The organism is Spirillospora sp. NPDC047279 (genome assembly GCF_040643285.1).
Lineage (GTDB): Bacteria > Actinomycetota > Actinomycetes > Streptosporangiales > Streptosporangiaceae > Spirillospora.
The window spans coordinates 16996-33601 of sequence record NZ_JBEYUA010000021.1 but is presented as its reverse complement, the minus strand read 5'-3'; the positions used below and the strand labels follow the sequence as shown (position 1 = coordinate 33601).

The 16606-nt window shown below is 68.0% G+C and carries 28 protein-coding genes and 1 pseudogene; 2 read left to right on the top strand and 27 right to left on the bottom strand.

Going from position 1 to position 16606, the window contains the following annotated elements:
• Positions 1–47: 47 nt before the first annotated feature.
• The 6 genes from ABZ810_RS39440 to infA all read right to left on the bottom strand — a co-directional run bounded on the left by ABZ810_RS39440 (position 48) and on the right by infA (position 3275).
• Positions 48–1061, bottom strand: coding sequence for a DNA-directed RNA polymerase subunit alpha (locus tag ABZ810_RS39440; RefSeq protein ID WP_358412019.1), 1014 nt, complete (start codon positions 1059–1061; stop codon positions 48–50).
• Between the two features lie 119 nt (positions 1062–1180).
• Positions 1181–1810: a 30S ribosomal protein S4 gene (gene rpsD / locus ABZ810_RS39435; RefSeq protein WP_358412018.1), complete on the bottom strand. Its 630-nt coding sequence runs from the start codon at positions 1808–1810 to the stop codon at positions 1181–1183.
• A gap of 25 nt (positions 1811–1835) precedes the next feature.
• The gene (gene rpsK / locus ABZ810_RS39430; RefSeq protein WP_021596710.1) at positions 1836–2237 is read right to left on the bottom strand and encodes a 30S ribosomal protein S11; all 402 of its coding nucleotides are present in this window, start codon (positions 2235–2237) and stop codon (positions 1836–1838) included.
• A 55-nt stretch (positions 2238–2292) separates the two neighbouring features.
• Positions 2293–2673 (bottom strand): 30S ribosomal protein S13, encoded by a 381-nt coding sequence (rpsM, locus tag ABZ810_RS39425; RefSeq protein ID WP_358412017.1) that lies wholly within the window; start codon positions 2671–2673, stop codon positions 2293–2295.
• 201 nt (positions 2674–2874) lie between these two features.
• Positions 2875–2988, bottom strand: a complete 114-nt coding sequence (rpmJ, locus tag ABZ810_RS39420; RefSeq protein ID WP_018657566.1) for a 50S ribosomal protein L36 — start codon at positions 2986–2988, stop codon at positions 2875–2877.
• Positions 2989–3053: 65 nt separating this feature from the next.
• Positions 3054–3275, bottom strand: coding sequence for a translation initiation factor IF-1 (gene infA, locus ABZ810_RS39415; RefSeq protein ID WP_018657567.1), 222 nt, complete (start codon positions 3273–3275; stop codon positions 3054–3056).
• A 280-nt stretch (positions 3276–3555) separates the two neighbouring features.
• On the opposite strand from infA, the gene ABZ810_RS39410 reads away from it, so the two are divergent.
• A complete protein-coding gene (locus tag ABZ810_RS39410; RefSeq protein ID WP_358412016.1) occupies positions 3556–4104 on the top strand; it encodes a hypothetical protein in 549 nt (182 codons plus the stop codon).
• A 22-nt stretch (positions 4105–4126) separates the two neighbouring features.
• On the opposite strand, the gene ABZ810_RS39405 is transcribed toward ABZ810_RS39410, so the two are convergent.
• Both ABZ810_RS39405 and ABZ810_RS39400 read right to left on the bottom strand, forming a co-directional pair.
• The gene (locus ABZ810_RS39405) at positions 4127–4798 is read right to left on the bottom strand and encodes a class F sortase (protein ID WP_358412015.1); all 672 of its coding nucleotides are present in this window, start codon (positions 4796–4798) and stop codon (positions 4127–4129) included.
• Complete coding sequence (locus ABZ810_RS39400; RefSeq protein WP_358412014.1) at positions 4791–5297, bottom strand: hypothetical protein; 507 nt, start codon at positions 5295–5297, stop codon at positions 4791–4793. Before ABZ810_RS39400 ends, ABZ810_RS39405 begins: the two co-directional genes overlap by 8 nt.
• A 158-nt stretch (positions 5298–5455) precedes the next feature.
• Here ABZ810_RS39400 and ABZ810_RS39395 point away from each other — a divergent pair, with 158 nt between their 5' ends.
• Complete coding sequence (locus ABZ810_RS39395; RefSeq protein WP_358412013.1) at positions 5456–6265, top strand: phosphodiesterase; 810 nt, start codon at positions 5456–5458, stop codon at positions 6263–6265.
• Between the two features lie 10 nt (positions 6266–6275).
• On the opposite strand, the gene ABZ810_RS39390 is transcribed toward ABZ810_RS39395, so the two are convergent.
• The 19 genes and pseudogenes from ABZ810_RS39390 to rplV all read right to left on the bottom strand — a co-directional run bounded on the left by ABZ810_RS39390 (position 6276) and on the right by rplV (position 16599).
• A complete protein-coding gene (locus ABZ810_RS39390) occupies positions 6276–6713 on the bottom strand; it encodes a DUF1707 domain-containing protein (RefSeq protein ID WP_358412012.1) in 438 nt (145 codons plus the stop codon).
• Between the two features lie 37 nt (positions 6714–6750).
• On the bottom strand, positions 6751–7560 hold the full coding sequence (gene map / locus ABZ810_RS39385) for a type I methionyl aminopeptidase (RefSeq protein WP_358412131.1): 810 nt from the start codon (positions 7558–7560) through the stop codon (positions 6751–6753).
• Positions 7561–7589: 29 nt separating this feature from the next.
• Entirely contained in the window at positions 7590–8243 is a 654-nt protein-coding gene (locus tag ABZ810_RS39380; protein ID WP_358412011.1) for an adenylate kinase, read from the bottom strand.
• Complete coding sequence (secY, locus tag ABZ810_RS39375) at positions 8243–9544, bottom strand: preprotein translocase subunit SecY (RefSeq protein ID WP_358412010.1); 1302 nt, start codon at positions 9542–9544, stop codon at positions 8243–8245. The genes ABZ810_RS39380 and secY overlap by 1 nt, the downstream gene beginning before the upstream one ends.
• Before the next feature lie 403 nt (positions 9545–9947).
• The gene (rplO, locus tag ABZ810_RS39370; protein WP_358412009.1) at positions 9948–10409 is read right to left on the bottom strand and encodes a 50S ribosomal protein L15; all 462 of its coding nucleotides are present in this window, start codon (positions 10407–10409) and stop codon (positions 9948–9950) included.
• 1 nt (position 10410) lies between these two features.
• Positions 10411–10593, bottom strand: a complete 183-nt coding sequence (gene rpmD / locus ABZ810_RS39365; RefSeq protein ID WP_358412008.1) for a 50S ribosomal protein L30 — start codon at positions 10591–10593, stop codon at positions 10411–10413.
• Positions 10590–11216, bottom strand: a complete 627-nt coding sequence (gene rpsE, locus ABZ810_RS39360) for a 30S ribosomal protein S5 (RefSeq protein ID WP_151558938.1) — start codon at positions 11214–11216, stop codon at positions 10590–10592. Before rpsE ends, rpmD begins: the two co-directional genes overlap by 4 nt.
• Positions 11217–11247: 31 nt before the next feature.
• A complete protein-coding gene (gene rplR, locus ABZ810_RS39355) occupies positions 11248–11634 on the bottom strand; it encodes a 50S ribosomal protein L18 (RefSeq protein WP_358412007.1) in 387 nt (128 codons plus the stop codon).
• Between the two features lie 2 nt (positions 11635–11636).
• Entirely contained in the window at positions 11637–12173 is a 537-nt protein-coding gene (gene rplF / locus ABZ810_RS39350; protein ID WP_358412006.1) for a 50S ribosomal protein L6, read from the bottom strand.
• Between the two features lie 16 nt (positions 12174–12189).
• A complete protein-coding gene (gene rpsH / locus ABZ810_RS39345) occupies positions 12190–12588 on the bottom strand; it encodes a 30S ribosomal protein S8 (RefSeq protein WP_358412130.1) in 399 nt (132 codons plus the stop codon).
• Positions 12589–12750: 162 nt separating this feature from the next.
• Positions 12751–12936: a type Z 30S ribosomal protein S14 gene (locus ABZ810_RS39340; RefSeq protein WP_018657585.1), complete on the bottom strand. Its 186-nt coding sequence runs from the start codon at positions 12934–12936 to the stop codon at positions 12751–12753.
• 2 nt (positions 12937–12938) lie between these two features.
• On the bottom strand, positions 12939–13514 hold the full coding sequence (gene rplE / locus ABZ810_RS39335; RefSeq protein ID WP_358412005.1) for a 50S ribosomal protein L5: 576 nt from the start codon (positions 13512–13514) through the stop codon (positions 12939–12941).
• 103 nt (positions 13515–13617) lie between these two features.
• A pseudogene (gene rplX / locus ABZ810_RS39330) lies at positions 13618–13905 on the bottom strand (50S ribosomal protein L24); the annotation flags it as partial.
• A complete protein-coding gene (gene rplN, locus ABZ810_RS39325; protein WP_026414311.1) occupies positions 13905–14273 on the bottom strand; it encodes a 50S ribosomal protein L14 in 369 nt (122 codons plus the stop codon). The gene rplN and the pseudogene rplX, both read right to left, overlap by 1 nt.
• Positions 14274–14385: 112 nt before the next feature.
• A complete protein-coding gene (gene rpsQ, locus ABZ810_RS39320) occupies positions 14386–14658 on the bottom strand; it encodes a 30S ribosomal protein S17 (protein ID WP_358412004.1) in 273 nt (90 codons plus the stop codon).
• Positions 14651–14899, bottom strand: a complete 249-nt coding sequence (rpmC, locus tag ABZ810_RS39315) for a 50S ribosomal protein L29 (protein WP_358412003.1) — start codon at positions 14897–14899, stop codon at positions 14651–14653. The genes rpsQ and rpmC overlap by 8 nt, the downstream gene beginning before the upstream one ends.
• The gene (gene rplP / locus ABZ810_RS39310; RefSeq protein WP_358412002.1) at positions 14899–15318 is read right to left on the bottom strand and encodes a 50S ribosomal protein L16; all 420 of its coding nucleotides are present in this window, start codon (positions 15316–15318) and stop codon (positions 14899–14901) included. Before rplP ends, rpmC begins: the two co-directional genes overlap by 1 nt.
• A gap of 7 nt (positions 15319–15325) precedes the next feature.
• Positions 15326–16189: a 30S ribosomal protein S3 gene (gene rpsC, locus ABZ810_RS39305; protein WP_358412001.1), complete on the bottom strand. Its 864-nt coding sequence runs from the start codon at positions 16187–16189 to the stop codon at positions 15326–15328.
• Positions 16189–16599: a 50S ribosomal protein L22 gene (gene rplV, locus ABZ810_RS39300; protein WP_358412000.1), complete on the bottom strand. Its 411-nt coding sequence runs from the start codon at positions 16597–16599 to the stop codon at positions 16189–16191. Before rplV ends, rpsC begins: the two co-directional genes overlap by 1 nt.
• Positions 16600–16606 lie beyond the last annotated feature (7 nt).

The following is a 16606-nucleotide window of genomic DNA, read 5'->3' as shown; positions in this document are numbered from 1 at the left end:
CGCTCCGCTGCGGTCGCCGCTCAGCACTGCTCCGCTGCGGTCGCCGCTCAGTACTGCTCGGTCTCGGCGTACGCGCCGTCGTCGTCGCCGTAGTTGTCCGCGGCGGCGCTCGGGTCGAACCCGGGCGGGGAGTCCTTGAGCGAGAGGCCCATGTCGTTGAGCTTCTGCTTGACCTCTTCGATCGACTTGGCGCCGAAATTCCTTATATCCAAGAGGTCCTGCTCGCTGCGGGCGACCAGCTCGCCCACAGAGTGGATGCCCTCGCGCTTGAGGCAGTTGTACGACCGCACCGTGAGGTTGAGCTCCTCGATCGGCAGGGCCAGGTCCGCGGCGAGCGCGGCGTCCGTCGGGGACGGGCCCATGTCGATGCCCTCGGCCTCGACGTTGAGCTCCCGGGCCAGGCCGAACAGCTCGACCAGGGTCTTGCCGGCGGAGGCCACCGCGTCGCGCGGGAGCATCGCCTGCTTGGTCTCGACGTCCAGGATCAGGCGGTCGAAGTCGGTGCGCTGCTCGACTCGGGTCGCCTCGACCTTGTAGGTGACCTTGAGCACGGGCGAGTAGATGGAGTCGATCGGGATCCGGCCGATCTCCTGGCCCGGCTGCTTGTTCTGCGCGGCGGAGACGTAGCCGCGGCCGCGCTCGACCGTGAGCTCCATCTCCAGCTTGGCCTTGTTGTTGAGCGTGGCGATGTGGAGGTCCGGGTTGTGGACCTCGACGCCCGCCGGCGGCGCGATGTCGGCGGCGGTCACCTCGCCCGGGCCCTGCTTGCGCAGGTACATGACCACGGGCTCGTCGTGCTCGGAGGAGACGACCAGCTCCTTGAGGTTGAGGATGATGTCGGTGACATCCTCCTTGACCCCGGGAACGGTCGAGAACTCGTGCAGGACGCCCTCGATCCGGATGCTGGTGACGGCCGCACCGGGGATCGAGGAGAGCAGGGTACGACGCAGCGAGTTGCCGATCGTGTAGCCGAAGCCCGGCTCCAGCGGCTCGATGGTGAACCGCGACCGGTACTCGTCGACCTGCTCTTCGGTGAGAGTGGGACGCTGAGCGATGAGCATGGAATGAACCTTCTTTCCGCGGTGCCCGCTATATGACGACCGCAGTGACAATTCTACGCCCCGACGCCGTGATCATGCCGTCCCGGAGGTCGGCATGATCACGGCGGCGGAAAGAGCCCTTACTTGGAGTAGAGCTCGACGATCAGCTGCTCCTGGACCGGAGCGTCGATCTGCTGCCGGACCGGGAGACCGTGCACCAGGATCCGCATGGCGCCCTCGGTGACGACACCGAGCCAGGCGGGAACCGGGCGCTCGCCGGCCTCCGCGCGAGCGACCACGAACGGGGTCATCTCGAGCGACTTCTGCCGGACCTCGACGATGTCGGCCTCGCTGACCAGGAAGGACGGGATGTCGACCTTCTTGCCGTTGACCTTGAGGTGGCCGTGGCGGATCAGCTGGCGGGCCGCGTCGCGCGACTTGGCGAAGCCGGCGCGGTAGACGACGTTGTCGAGGCGGCGCTCGAGCAGGGTGAGGAGGTTCTCACCCGTCTTGCCGCCCTGGCGGTTGGCCTCGACGTAGTAGTTGTGGAACTGCTTCTCCAGCACGCCGTAGATGCGGCGGGCCTTCTGCTTCTCACGGAGCTGGAGCAGGTACTCGGTCTCCTTGGGCCGGCCGCGACCGTGCTCACCCGGGGGGTAAGGACGGATCTCGATCGGGCACTTGGGGCCATCGCACTTGCTGCCCTTGAGGAACAGCTTCATCTTCTCCCGACGGCACAGCTTGCAGTCGGCACCCGTGTAACGAGCCATTGTTCTGTGATCTCCCCTAGCTGCGTCAGACCCGGCGGCGCTTCGGCGGGCGGCAGCCGTTGTGCGGAACCGGCGTGACGTCCTGGATCGAGCCCACCTCGAGGCCGGTCGCCTGGAGCGAACGGATGGCGGTCTCGCGGCCCGAGCCCGGGCCCTTCACGAAGACGTCGACCTTGCGCATGCCGTGCTCCATGGCGCGGCGGGCGGCGGCCTCGGCGGCCTGCTGAGCGGCGAACGGGGTGGACTTGCGAGAGCCCTTGAAACCCACGTGGCCGGACGAGGCCCAGGAGATCACGTTCCCGTTGGGGTCGGTGATCGAGACGATCGTGTTGTTGAACGTGCTCTTGATGTGGGCGTGCCCGTGAGCGACGTTCTTCTTTTCCTTGCGGCGCACCTTCTTGGCGCCGACACGGCTCTTAGGAGGCATGTGCTCTCTCTACTCGTGAGGTCATCGATCCGCTCGGACCGAGGTCCGGGACGGACTACTTCTTGCCGGCCTTCTTCTTGCCGGCCACGGTCTTCTTCTTGCCCTTGCGGGTACGCGCGTTGGTCTGCGTGCGCTGACCGTGCACGGGGAGACCGCGGCGGTGCCGGATCCCCTGGTAACTACCGATCTCGATCTTGCGGCGGATGTCCGCCTGGACCTCGCGGCGAAGGTCACCCTCGACCTTGTAGTTCGCCTCGACCCAGTCACGGAGCTTGACCAGCTCGTCGTCGCCGAGCTGGTGCACCCGCAGATCGGGGTTGACACCGGTTTCCTTCAGAGTCTCCTGGGCCCGGGTGCGGCCGATGCCGAAGACGTAGGTGAGAGCGATCTCGATGCGCTTGTCGCGCGGGAGATCGACGCCGAGGAGGCGTGCCATCGTGGGCAGTTCCCTTCATTGGCGGAGGTATTGGCGCATCGCGTCCGCTCACACCCTGCCCGGGTGGCGGCCTCGGCCTCCGTCCGAGGGTCTCCCTTCACACGACCGTGCCGTACGACCTGATCTTGGGGATTCAGGCTCGTACGGCGACCGGAGTGCGAAGCTGCGATGCGCTTGATGGAGTTGTGCGGCAGGGTCGCGTCAGCCCTGGCGCTGCTTGTGGCGCGGGTCAGAGCAAATGACCATGACCCGGCCGTGCCGGCGGATGACGCGGCACTTCTGGCAGATCTTCTTGACGCTCGGCTTGACCTTCACTGGGTCTCCTAGAGATCAGGGTCACCCACGCGCCGCCACGCACGTGGAAGGCAACCCCAGTGGGATTACTTGTAGCGGTAGACGATCCGACCACGCGTGAGGTCGTAGGGGCTCAGCTCCACGACGACGCGGTCGTCCGGCAGGATCCGGATGTAGTGCATCCGCATCTTGCCGCTGATGTGGGCGAGCACCTTGTGCCCGTTGTCCAGCTCCACCCGGAACATGGCGTTCGGGAGGGACTCGATGACGGTGCCCTCGATCTCGATGGCGCCTTCTTTCTTGGGCATGTCCTCCGCGCTTCACTGATCGGCTCATTGGACCCGGCCCGATACCCCGTGATACCCCGTGAGGAGAAATCCTGGAGATGGCCCGGCCGCACCCACGCCACACCAGAAGGTGCAGGCTGGGATCAGGCGGCCAGAAATCGGACCGACATAGGAGTCTACGTCAACCGGGGCCCGAATGTGAAATTAGCGCACGATCCGGCACCGGAGACTACTCCCGACCCCAGCATACAGCGCTCACGCGTTGTACCTTTCCAGGAGCGCTACATCAAGGAGGGTCAGCATGCCGAGCTATGACTTCGTGCTGATCCTCAGTCGTCCCCTCTACGAGGACGAGCTCGATCCGCTGTTCGACCGGACTCACGGTCAGGTCACAGTTTCGATCATCAGTGAGCCGCATCACGCCGAACGCCCGGGAAACGCCTCCTGCAATTGGCAGGGCCCGACCCTCGCCACCGCGATCATGGATGTGATCGCCCACGTCGAGGCGAGTGCCCCGGGCCTCCAGGTCGAACGCCTCGAGGCCGACCCCCTGCTCACCATCCGCGACATCGCCGAGCGGGTGGGCCGCACGCACGACTCGGTGCGGATGGCCATCACCGGGGCCCGCGGCGCCGGCGGCTTCCCGGCCTCGGAGCTCTCCAGCGCCGGCCACCGGCTGTGGCGCTGGTCCAAGGTCGCGGCCTGGTACGACATCGACGACCCCCAGCTGCGCGAGGCCCGTCCCACCGCCCGCGCCATCAACGGCTGGCTGGCCCTGCGCGACGTCGTCCCCGAGGTGGCCCCCGCCCCGGAAGCGATCACCAACGCCCTGTCGGCCGTCGTCGCCTAGCGGCGGCCGGGGCCTGCCGCGGTCAGGTCTTCAGGAGGTCGGCCACGCGGTAGGCGGCGGCGAAGGTCGCGTAGAGGATCAGGTTGTCGGGGTAGGAGCGGCGGGACTCGTCGTACGTGCCCGCGCAGGTGACCAGGCGCAGCTCCGGGACGCCGCCCTGACCGGAGCCATGGACGCGGCCGGCCGGGAACCGGTGCTTGGCGACCTGCTCGACGGCGGTGATCTTGAAGACGGCGACCGTCTCGTCGGCGCGGACGACCCCGACGACGTCGCCCTGCTCGAGCTCGCGCAGGCGGGCGAAGACGGCCGGACCGCCGGTGGTGTCCAGATGCCCGACGATCACCGCGGTGCCCGGTTCCCCCGGGGTGGCGCCGCGCTCGTACCAGCCCGCCAGGTTGTGGTCGTCCAGCGGCGGGGCCTTGATCTGGCCGTTCCCCTCGCTGCCGACCCGGGTGAGCGGCGCGTTCACCGCGATGCGCGGGATGGCGATCGAGGTGGGCTCGTACCGGCCCAGCGTGCTCCGGAGCGGCGCCGGGCGCGCGGAGGCGCCGCTCACGACGGCCGGGAAGGCGAGCTCGGTGGACGGCGCGCGGTGCAGGGAACAGCCCGTCACGACCTGGGTCACGCCCACGGCGGCGACGAGCGCGCAGCGTCCGCGTGACCGGCGGCCGTGGCGGCGGCAACGATCAGGCATCGAATTCCGTCCGGTCGCGGCGGGACCGCCGGACGGCCGCCCCGATGCCGGCGGCCAGCACCAGCCCGGCCCCGGCGGCCAGCGCCGCCCCCCAGTCGCGCGGCCCGTTGAGGGCCGCCAGCCCGCCCCCGCCGGTGTCCGGGCCCGGGCCGGTCCCGATCGGGACGACCTCCACCGAGCCCGTGATCGTGGAACCGTCGGAGCACTTGACGTCGACCGAGTAGGCGGTGGGCGTCGCGGCCGAGTCGATCTCGGTCTGCCCGAGCGGGCGGCCCGAGGTCGGGTCGTCGGCCGACGACAGCTGGACCTGGACGCCGTAGGGGAACGCGTTCGACGTCGCCACCGGATCGTTGCAGGACGTGGGCGCGGTGATCGTCACCGTCTCGCCGGGCTCCGCCCGGGACGGCTCGACCCTGACCTCGCCGTCCGCGTGCGCGGGCACCGCCAGGGCGGTACCGAGCGCCGCCGCGGCGCAGGCTGTCGATAGTGTGCGGATCATCGGTTCCCCCGGGTCGGCCTCTGCACTGAGCCCGTCGATCTTCTTGTCCCCGCGCCAAGTCGACACCGCGGTCAACCGGACGCAAAGATCGTTCCAGCACTCCGGACGGCTCCCGGCGCCCGTGGGTCCGTACCGTGCTCCACCCAGGGGGAGGATCAATGGCGATCATCGCGCAGCTCAGCGACATCCACCTTGCCGCGGGCAGGAACGGCGAGGTCGACGACGACTCCGGCCCCGTCCGGGCGCTGCGGGCGGCCGTGTCCAGCCTCCTGTCGCTGCCCGCCCGGCCCGACGCCGTGGTCCTCACCGGCGACCTGGCCGACGGCGGCCTGGCCGGCGAGTACGCCCGGCTGCACGCGCTGCTGTCGCCGCTGCCCATGGCCGTCTATCCACTGCCGGGCAATCACGACGACCGCGACGAGCTGCGCGCCGCGTTCAAGGATCATCCGGCGGTGGCCGGTTCGGGCCGCGACGGCGCCCCGGTGCAGTACGCGGTGGACGTCAACGGCGTGCGGCTCGTGTGCTGCGACACCACGGTGCGCGACGAGCCGTACGGCGAGATGGACGCCGAACGGCTGGACTGGCTGGCGGCGGCGCTCGCCGCCGAGCCGGACGTCCCGACGGTGGTCGCGACCCACCATCCCCCGTACCCGATCGGCATCCGCTTCATCGACGACATGCGGTTCGCCGACACGGGCGCGTTCAGCAAGATCATCGCCCGCAACCCGCAGGTGACCCGGGTGATCAGCGGGCATGTGCACCGCGGCTCGGTGGGATCGCTCGGCGGCACCGTCTGCACCACCTGCCCCAGCACCTACCGGCAGCTGTTCCTCGACCTCACCCACCCCGGCCGGGCCGCGGTGACCGGAGAACCCGCCGGCTACGCCGTGCACCTGGTGACCGAGGAAGGGGCGACCACGCATTTCGTCCCGACGGGCAACTACCGCCCCCTGATGGACGTCGAGTAGCCCCGGCGGCTCAGCCGGACGAGCGTGACTTGAAGATCGTGCTCACCAGCAGGAGCGCGCCCCACGGCCCGGCCACCCACAGGAACCAGGGGTAGAGGGGGCCGCCGGCGATCGCCACGACCGCCCAGACGGTGAAGCAGACCGCGTTGACCGAGGCCCAGCTCACCCACAGGGCGCCGGGGCCGGGCATCGCGAGCTCTCCCGACCCGCGCTTGGCGGGCACGCTGGACGAACGTTGCGACGCGGGCACGGGCAGCGCGTAGAGATCCTCTTCGGGCAGGTCCGACGTCACCGCCTGGAGATCGCCCAGGGTCTTGGCCGAATAGGTGGACTCCAGCCGCTCGTGCAGCTCGTCCATGGTGATGCGGCCCTCGGCGCAGTGCTCCCGCAGGGCCTCGGCCACCCGGTCACGGTCGGAGTCCGAGGCCCGCATGTCCGGGTTCGTCATGCCATCCCCCTCTTCGACCCCCTCTTCGCCCTGGGGGCTACCCCTCCAGCTTGGCGAACCACTCCCGGCCCTCGTCAAGGGCCGTGAGCACGCGGGGACCCTCGGGGGTGACCGCGAAGGTGTGCTCGAAGTGCGCCGAGTACTTCCCGTCCGTGGTGATCACGGTCCAGCCGTCCTCGAGCTCGACGGTGTCCTTGGTGCCGAGGTTGACCATCGGCTCCACCGCGAAGCACATGCCGACCTCGAGGATCGGCCCGTAGCCGGGGGCGCCGTGGTTGGGGATGAGCGGGTCCATGTGCATCTCGGTCCCGATGCCGTGCCCGCCGTAGCCCTCAACGATGCCGTAGCGGCCCTGAGAGCGGATGTGAGACTCGATCGCGTGCGACATGTCCGTGAGGTGGGCCCCGGCCACGCCGGCCTTCAGGCCGTGCCACAGGGACTCCTCGGTGACCTCCAGGAGCTTGGTCAGCTCCGCGGGGACCTCCCCCACCGCAACGGTGATCGCCGAGTCGCCGTGCCAGCCCTCGACGATCGCGCCGCAGTCGATCGAGATGACGTCACCCTCGCCGAGGACCTTGGTGGCGCGCGGGATCCCGTGCACGATCTCCTCGTTGACCGAGGCACAGATCGTCGCCGGGAACCCGTGGTAGCCCTTGAACGAGGGAACGCCGCCGTTGTCGCGGATGTTCTGCTCGGCGATCACGTCCAGATCGGCGGTGGTGATGCCGGGCTTGACGGCCTCGCGGAGCAGCTGCAACGTCTCGCCGACCAGCAGGCCGGCCGCGCGCATGAGCTCGATCTGCTCGGGCGTCTTCATCTGGATCACCGGCTTGCGCCGCTTGAACATCTCTCCCCCTGTGCGGTGGTCTTCAGGGGTCACTTCTCCAGCGGACGCAGCGCGTCCAAGGCGCGCTTGGTGACCTCCTCGACCGGGCCGGTCGCGTCGATACCCTTCAGGATGCCCTCATCGGCATAGAACTGGACGAGCGGGGCCGTTTGTTCCTGGTACACCTCGAGGCGATGCCGGACGACGTCCTCCTTGTCGTCGTCCCGCTGGAACAGGTGCCCGCCGCAGTCGTCGCAGATGTCGTCCTTCTTGTCGTCGAAGTCGACGTGCCAGATGCGCCCGCACTGCTCGCAGGTGCGCCGGCCCGACAACCGCCGGACGACCTCGTCCTCGTCGACGACCAGCTCGAGCACGATGTCGAGCTTGGCGTCGAAGTCGGCGGACAACATCTTCTTGAGCGTCTCGGCCTGGGGGACGTTGCGCGGGAAGCCGTCCAGAAGGAAGCCGTCCTGCGCGTCGTCCTCGGCCAGGCGGTCCCGCACCATCGCGATGGTCACCTCGTCGGGGACGAGGTCGCCGCGGTCCATGTACTGCTTGGCCTGCCGGCCGAGCTCGGTACCGCCGCTCACGTTGGCGCGGAAGATGTCACCTGTCGAGATCTTCGGGATGGACAGGTGCGATGCGATGAACTGGGCCTGAGTCCCCTTGCCCGCTCCCGGGGGGCCCACCAGCACGATACGCACTACCGGAGGAAGCCCTCGTAGTTACGCTGCTGGAGCTGCGATTCGACCTGCTTCACGGTATCCAGTCCGACGCCGACGACGATGAGAATGCTCGTCCCGCCGAAGGGGAAGTCCTGGGTCGCGTCCAGCAGAGCGAACGCCACCATCGGGATCAGCGAGACGAGCCCCAGGTAGAGCGCACCGGGAGTGGTGATCCGGGTCAGCACGTAGTCGAGGTACTCGGCGGTCGGCCGGCCCGGACGAATGCCTGGGATGAATCCACCATACTTCTTCATGTTGTCGGCGACTTCAGTGGGGTTGAACGTGATGGCCACGTAGAAGTACGTGAAGAAGATGATGAAGCCGAAGAACACCGCCATGTGCCAGGGGTTGTCCTGCTGGAGGTACGGCTGGACCTTCTGGACCCACGAGTTGTTGGGCCACAGCTGCGAGGCCAGCACCGGCAGGTAGAGCAGCGACGAGGCGAAGATGACCGGGATGATGCCCGCCTGGTTGACCTTCAGCGGGATGTAGGTCGAGGTGCCGCCGTACATCCGGCGGCCGACCATGCGCTTGGCGTACTGCACCGGGATCCGGCGTTGTGCCTGTTCGACGAAGACGACACCCGCCATGATCGCCAGACCCACCAGGATGACGATCGCGAAGATGAACGAGCCCTTGGTCTTGTAGATCCCCCAGAACTGCGACGGGAAGACCGCGACGACCTGGGTGAAGATCAGGATCGACATGCCGTTGCCGACGCCCCGGTCGGTGATCAGCTCACCGAGCCACATGATGACCGAGGTGCCGGCGACCATCACGATGACCATCGTGACGATCGGGAAGACGCCCTTCTCGTAGAGCACGTCGTCGGCGCCCGCCGAGTTGCCGAACAGGTTGCCCGTGCTCGCCATGGCGACGATGCCGGTGGCCTGGAGGATGGCCAGCGCGACCGTCAGGTACCGGGTGTACTGCGTGATCTTCGTGGTGCCGGCCTGGCCCTCCTTCTTGAGGGCCTCGAGCCGCGGGATCACCACGGTCAGCAGCTGCAAGATGATGCTCGCGGTGATGTAGGGCATGATGCCCAGCGCGAAGACCGACAACTTCAGCAGTGCTCCACCGCTGAAGAGGTCGACAAGCTGGAAGACCTGCCCCGAGGCGCCCTTCTTGGCGGCGTCGGCCGTCTCCTTCAACGCTCCCACGTTCACGTTCGGCGTCGGGAGGATCGAACCGATCCGGAACACCAGGATGATGAAGAGCGTGAAGAGGATCTTTTTACGCAGGTCAGGCGTACGGAAAGCCCGAGCGAACGCGGTCAGCACTATTCCTCCTGCATGACCTGCACCATTACGGCAGAGTCGATCTGGATCCAGTCCCGGGGTGAGCGGCGCCCACGCCCCGCTCAGGGCCATACCTTATCTTGCCCTGGAAGTGCACCACCTACGGCGAAGCATGACGGGCCCCGCCCAGGGTAGCGCCTGTCCCGAGGGACTTCGAACCATCTCACCGCCGCCGCGCTGCCCGCATCCGCGTTCGCCCTCGGCGTGGCCGATCTGAGCTGGAACGGAGACGTGGCCGCGACCTGGCGGAGTTCGACGACAGCAGGCGCTCGCACACTTTTTCAGCTGTTTCTGACAACTTTTCCGTTATTGCTGACAACGCCACAGGGCCCCGCCGGCTCCCGTGCGGGAGAGCGGGGCCCTGTGCGTCGTGCTAGGCGCAGGGTTACAGCTCGTCGGCGGAGCCGCCGGCCGCGACGATCTTCTCCTTGGCGGACTTGGAGAAGGCGTTGACCTTCACCTGGACCGCGACGGAGATGTCGCCGGTGCCGAGGACCTTCACCGGACGGTTGGGGCGCACCGCGCCCTTCGCCGCCAGGTCCTCCGCCGTGACCTCGCCACCCTCGGGGTAGAGCTCGGTCAGCTTGTCCAGGTTGACCACCTGGAACTCGACCCGGTTGGGGTTCTTGAAGCCCTTGAGCTTCGGCACCCGGCGGATCAGGGGCATCTGGCCGCCCTCGAACCCGACCGGCACCGTGTTGCGGGCCTTGGTGCCCTTGGTACCGCGACCGGCGGTCTTGCCCTTGGACGCCTCGCCACGGCCCTTGCGGGTCTTGGCCTTGTTGGCGCCGGGGGCCGGACGCAGGTCGTGCACCTTGAGGGGGGTGCCCTCAGTGGCGTCCGCCATGTCAGTCGACCTCCTCGACGGTGACAAGGTGCGCCACCGTCCGGATCATGCCGAGCACCTGCGGGGTGTCCTCGCGAACGGTGCTCTGACCGATCTTCTTGAGGCCCAGGGTGCGCAGCGTGTCACGCTGGTTCTGCTTCTCGCTGATCACAGACTTGGTCTGCGTGATCTTGAGCTGGCTCATGAGGTCGGAGCCTCCGCCCTCGGTTCGCTGCCGGCGGCGCGCGCCCGCAGCATGGCGGCCGGGGCGACGTCCTCGATCGGCAGGCCGCGCTTGGCCGCGATCTCCTCGGGACGCTTGAGCGCCTTCAGACCGGCGATCGTCGCGTGCACGATGTTGATCGCGTTGTCGCTGCCCAGCGACTTGCTCAGCACGTCGTGGATGCCGGCGCACTCCAGCACGGCGCGCACCGGACCACCGGCGATCACACCGGTACCGGGGCTGGCCGGACGCAGCAGGACCTCGCCCGCGGCGTCGCGCGCCTGCACCAGGTGCGGGATGGTGCCCTGGATCCGCGGCACCTTGAAGAAGTGCTTCTTGGCCTCTTCGACGCCCTTGGCGATCGCCGCGGGCACTTCCTTGGCCTTGCCGTACCCGACGCCGACGGTGCCGTTGCCGTCACCGACGATGACGAGGGCGGTGAAGCTGAAGCGACGACCACCCTTCACGACCTTGGCGACACGGTTGATCGCCACGACCTTCTCGATGTACGACTGGCCCTTGTCGGCGCCACCGCGGCGGTCATCGCGGCGGCCGTCGCGACGGTCGCCACCCTGACCGCCACCACGCCTCTGCGCTGCCATCAGTGGTTCCTCTTCTCGTTCGTCGTCAGGGCCGTCACAGCTGGAGGCCCCCCTCGCGCGCACCGTCCGCGACGGCGGCGACGCGCCCGTGGTACTTGTTGCCGCCCCGGTCGAAGACCACGGCGGAGACACCGGCCTCCTTGGCCCGCGCGGCGACGAGCTCGCCGACCTTGCGGGACTTGGCCGTCTTGTCGCCGTCGCCGGAGCGCAGGTCCGCCTCCATCGTCGACGCGTAGGCCAGCGTGTGGCCCTTGGTGTCGTCGATGACCTGGACGAACACGTGCTTGGTAGAGCGGGTCACGACCAGGCGAGGACGCGCGGCGGTGCCCACGACCTTCTTCCGGACCCGCAGGTGCCGGCGCTTGCGGGACTTGGCCCGCGCCGACGTGGCCTTTCCGGCCAGGGTCTTGGTGCCTGCCATGACTACTTACCAGCCTTTCCGACCTTGCGGCGGATCTGTTCGCCCTCGTACCGCACGCCCTTGCCCTTGTAGGGGTCGGGCTTGCGCAGCTTGCGGATGTTGGCGGCGATCTCGCCGACCTTCTGCTTGTCGATGCCCTCGACCTTGATCTGGGTCGGCTTCTCGACGGTGAAGGTGATGCCGTCGGGCGCCTCGACCAGGATCGGGTGGCTGTAGCCCAGGGAGAACTCGATGTTCTTGCCCTTGGGCACGGCGCGGTAACCGACGCCCTGGATCACCAGGGTCTTGCTGTAGCCCTCGGTGACACCGACGACCATGTTGTTGATGAGCGCACGGGTGAGGCCGTGCAGCGCGCGCACCGTGTTGACGTCGTTGGGACGGGACACGCTGACCGTGCCGTCCTCCAGCTCGACCACGATGGGCTCCGCGACCACATGCGACAGCGTGCCCTTGGGCCCCTTGACGGTGACCTCCTGGCCGTCGATCTTGACGTCGACGCCGCCGGGAACGGAGATGGGAAGTCGTCCAATACGAGACATGGTTAGAGCCCTCCCCTCACCAGACGTAGGCGAGGACTTCCCCGCCCACTCCGCGCTTGCCTGCCTGCCGGTCGGTCATCAGACCCGAGGACGTCGAAATGATCGCGATCCCCAGGCCGCCGAGGACCTTCGGCAGGTTGTCCTTCTTGGCGTACACGCGCAGACCCGGCTTCGAGACGCGCTTGATGCCGGCGATCGAACGCTCACGCGTCGGGCCGAACTTGAGCTCGATAACGAGCTTCTTGCCGACCTCGGCGTCCTCGACGCTCCAGCCGGTGATGTAACCCTCCTGCTGGAGGATCTCGGCGATGTGCGCCTTGATCTTCGAGTACGGCATGACCACCGAGTCGTGGTATGCCGAGTTGGCGTTCCGCAGACGTGTCAACATGTCTGCGATCGGGTCGGTCATCGTCATGGCCTGCTGGCCCTCCCTCGCCACGGTTTCCAGGCTCCGGAACCGGATCCGTGGACCTTTGGCGCGGTCGTGGGCACCTTCGTCAGGTGCCCGGTGGTTATTACTGGCTGGGACGGACCCCGCGCCCGGTTCGGTCGTCGACCGTGCCGGGGCGCAGGCGTCCTACCAGCTGGACTTGGTGATGCCGGGCAGCTCGCCGCGGTGCGCCATCTCCCGGAAGCAGACTCGGCAGAGGCCGAACTTGCGGTAGACGGAGCGCGGACGCCCGCAGCGCGAGCACCGAGTGTACGCGCGGACGCCGAACTTCGGCTTCCGGGCCGCCTTGGCGATCAGAGACTTCTTCGCCATGCTCAGTTCTCCTTGAAGGGGAAGCCCAGGAGCTTGAGCAGCGCCCGGCCCTCGTCGTCGGTCGTGGCCGAGGTGACGAGCGTGATGTCCATGCCGCGCGAGCGGTCGACCTTGTCCGGGTCGATCTCGTGGAACATGACCTGCTCGGTCAGCCCGAAGGTGTAGTTGCCGTTGCCGTCGAACTGCTTCGGCGACAGGCCGCGGAAGTCACGGATCCGCGGCAGCGCCGTGGCCAGCAGGCGGTCCAGGAACTCCCACATCCGGTCGCCGCGCAGCGTGACGTGCGCGCCGATCGGCATGCCCTCGCGCAGCTTGAACTGCGCGATGGACTTGCGGGCCCGGTTGACGGCCGGCTTCTGGCCGGTGATCGCCGAGAGGTCCTTGATGGCGCCCTCGATCAGCTTGGCGTCCTTGGCGGCGTCACCCACACCCATGTTGACCACGATCTTGGTCAGGCCGGGGATCTGCATCACGTTGGCGTAGCCGAACTGCTCCTGCATCGCCTTCGCGATCTCCTCGCGGTAGCGGAGCTTGAGCCTCGGCTGCGGCACGGGACGCTCGGTAGCGGTCTCAGTCATCGGAAGCAGACTCCTTACCGCCCTCGTCGCCGTCCGCCTTGGCGGCCTTGGCCGCCTTGGCCTTGCCGGCCGGCTTGGCCGACTTGGCACGGTTCTTGTACGGGCGGGTGACCCGGACCTTGTTGCCGTCCTCGTCGAACTCGTAGCCGATCCGGACGGGCACGCCGCCCTCGACCAGCGCGACGTTGCTGACGTGGAGCGAGGCCTCGACCTTGACCTGGCCGCTCTCCTTGCCCGCACGCTGCGCGTCGGCCTTGATGTTCTTGGTGATGATGTTGACGCCCTCGACGACAACACGCTCCCGGTTCGGGTCGACGCGCAGGACCTTGCCCGTGGCGCCCTTGTCCTTACCGGCGATGACGATGACCTCGTCACCCTTCTTGATCTTCATCACAGCACCTCCGGCGCGAGCGAGATGATTCGCATGAACTTCTTCTCGCGCAGTTCACGGCCCACCGGGCCGAAGATGCGGGTGCCGCGGGGGTCGCCACCGTCCTTGATCAGGACGGCCGCGTTCTCGTCGAAGCGGATGTAGGAGCCATCGGGACGACGGCGCTCCTTGCGGGTGCGCACGACGACTGCCTTGACGACGTCACCCTTCTTCACACCGGCGCCGGGAAGGGCGTCCTTCACGGTCGCAACGATGACGTCGCCGACTCCCGCGTAGCGCCGACCCGAGCCGCCGAGCACACGGATGCAAAGGATCTCCTTCGCACCCGTGTTGTCGGCGACTTTGAGTCGCGACTCCTGCTGGATCACGTCAACTCCTGTTCGTCACACCGGTTCTCCGCGCCCGGATCTCGTCCGGAGCGCGGAGCCTGGTGGAACCATCGGTTTCTAGTTGCGGACTGGGTCCGCGGGCGCGAGCGCCCTACTTGGCCTTCTCGAGGATCTCGACCACGCGCCACCGCTTGGTGGCGGACAGCGGCCGGGTCTCCATGAGACGGACGCGGTCGCCGATGCCACACTCGTTGGCCTCGTCGTGCGCCTTGTAGTTCTTCGTCCGCCGGATCACCTTGTGGTACTTGGCGTGCTTGACGCGGTCCTCGACGGACACGACCACGGTCTTGTCCATCTTGTCGCTGACCACCAGACCCTCGAGGATCTTGCGGGTGGTCCGGTCGGACGTCTGCTGCTCAGTCATCGTTCTTGTCCTCCGCGGAGTCCTCGGCGACCGTGACGATGCCGAGCTCGCGCTCCCGCATCACGGTGTAGATGCGGGCGATCTCGCGCTTGACGGTCCGCAGGCGACCGTGGCTCTCCAGCTGGCCGGTAGCGGCCTGGAAACGAAGGTTGAAGAGCTCTTCCTTCGCCTCCTTCAGCTTGGTGACCAGGACGTCCTCGGGCTCGGTCCGCAGATCGTCGGCGGTAAGACCCTTGGCCATCAGGACTCACCCACCTCTCGCTTAACGATCTTGCACTTCATGGGGAGCTTGTGGATCGCGCGGGTGAGCGCCTCCCGAGCGATTTCCTCGTTCGGGTAGGAGATCTCGAACATCACGCGGCCCGGCTTCACGTTGGCCACCCACCACTCGACCGAACCCTTGCCGGAACCCATGCGGGTCTCGGCGGGCTTCTTGGTCAGCGGGCGGTCCGGGAAGATGTTGATCCAGACCTTGCCACCACGCTTGATGTGGCGGGTCATGGCGATACGTGCGGCCTCGATCTGCCGGTTGGTCACGTACGCGCCCTCGACGGCCTGGATGCCGTACTCACCGAAAGTAACCTTCGTACCGCCCTTGGCCATTCCCCGGCGCTTCGGGTGGTGCTGCTTACGGTGCTTGACCTTACGAGGGATCAGCATCGGTTACTCAGCTCCCCTCTCCAGTCGGAGCAGCCTCGGCGGCCGGAGCGGCGGGCTGCTCGGAACTCTGCTGCTGCTGACGCGGCGCGCCGCCGCGCTCGCCGCCGCCGCGGCCCTCGCCGCCACGGCCGCCGCGGCCGCCACGGGCACCGCCACGACGGTCGCCGCCGCGGCGCTCACGGCCACCGCCGCCACCGCCGCCGGCGGCGCGCTGCTGCGCGGCCTTCTGCTCGCGCTCGGCGCGGGTCGCCGCGGCCTCGCCCTTGTAGATCCACACCTTGACGCCGATGCGGCCGAAGGTCGTACGGGCCTCGTAGAACCCGTAGTCGATGTCGGCGCGCAGCGTGTGCAGCGGGACCTGGCCCTCGCGGTAGAACTCGGACCGGGACATCTCAGCGCCGCCCAGACGGCCGGAGCACTGGACCTTGATGCCCTTGGCGCCCGACTTCATCGCGGACTGGATGGCCTTGCGCATGGCACGGCGGAACGCGACGCGGCTGGACAGCTGCTCGGCCACGCCCTGCGCGACGAGCTGCGCGTCGATCTCGGGGTTCTTGACCTCGAGGATGTTGAGCCGCACCTGCTTGCCGGTCAGCTTCTCCAGGTCGCCCCGGAGACGCTCGGCCTCCGCGCCACGGCGGCCGATGACGATGCCCGGCCGGGCGGTGTGAATGTTGACCTCTACACGGTCACGGGTCCGCTCGATCTCCACCTTGGAGATGCCCGCCCGGTCCATGCCCTTCTGCAGCATGCGCCGGATCTGGACGTCTTCCTTGACGTAGTCCTTGTAGAGCTTGTCGGCGAACCACACGCTCTTGTGGTCGGTGGTGATGCCGAGCCGGAACCCGTGCGGGTTGATCTTCTGACCCACTACCGGGCCCTCCTCTTGGTCGTGCCGGAGGCGCGCCTCCGGCCCTGCTTACCGCCGGCCGCGGACGACGCGTCAGCGTCGTGCGGGGTGACGACCACGGTGATGTGGCTCGTGCGCTTGTTGATGCGGTAAGCCCGACCCTGGGCGCGGGGACGGAACCGCTTGAGCGTCGGTCCCTCGTCCACCCACGCGGCGCTGACGACCAGCGTGTCGGTGTCGAGCTTGAAGTTGTGCTCGGCGTTGGCGATGGCACTCGCGAGCACCTTGCCCACCGGCTCACTGGCGGCCTGTGGGGCGAACCGCAGCACCGCCTGCGCCTCCGCGGCCGGCAGGCCGCGGATGAGGTCCACCACGCGGCGGGCCTTCATGGGCGTGACGCGGATGAACCGCGCCTGGGCCCTGGCTTCCATCGCTGAT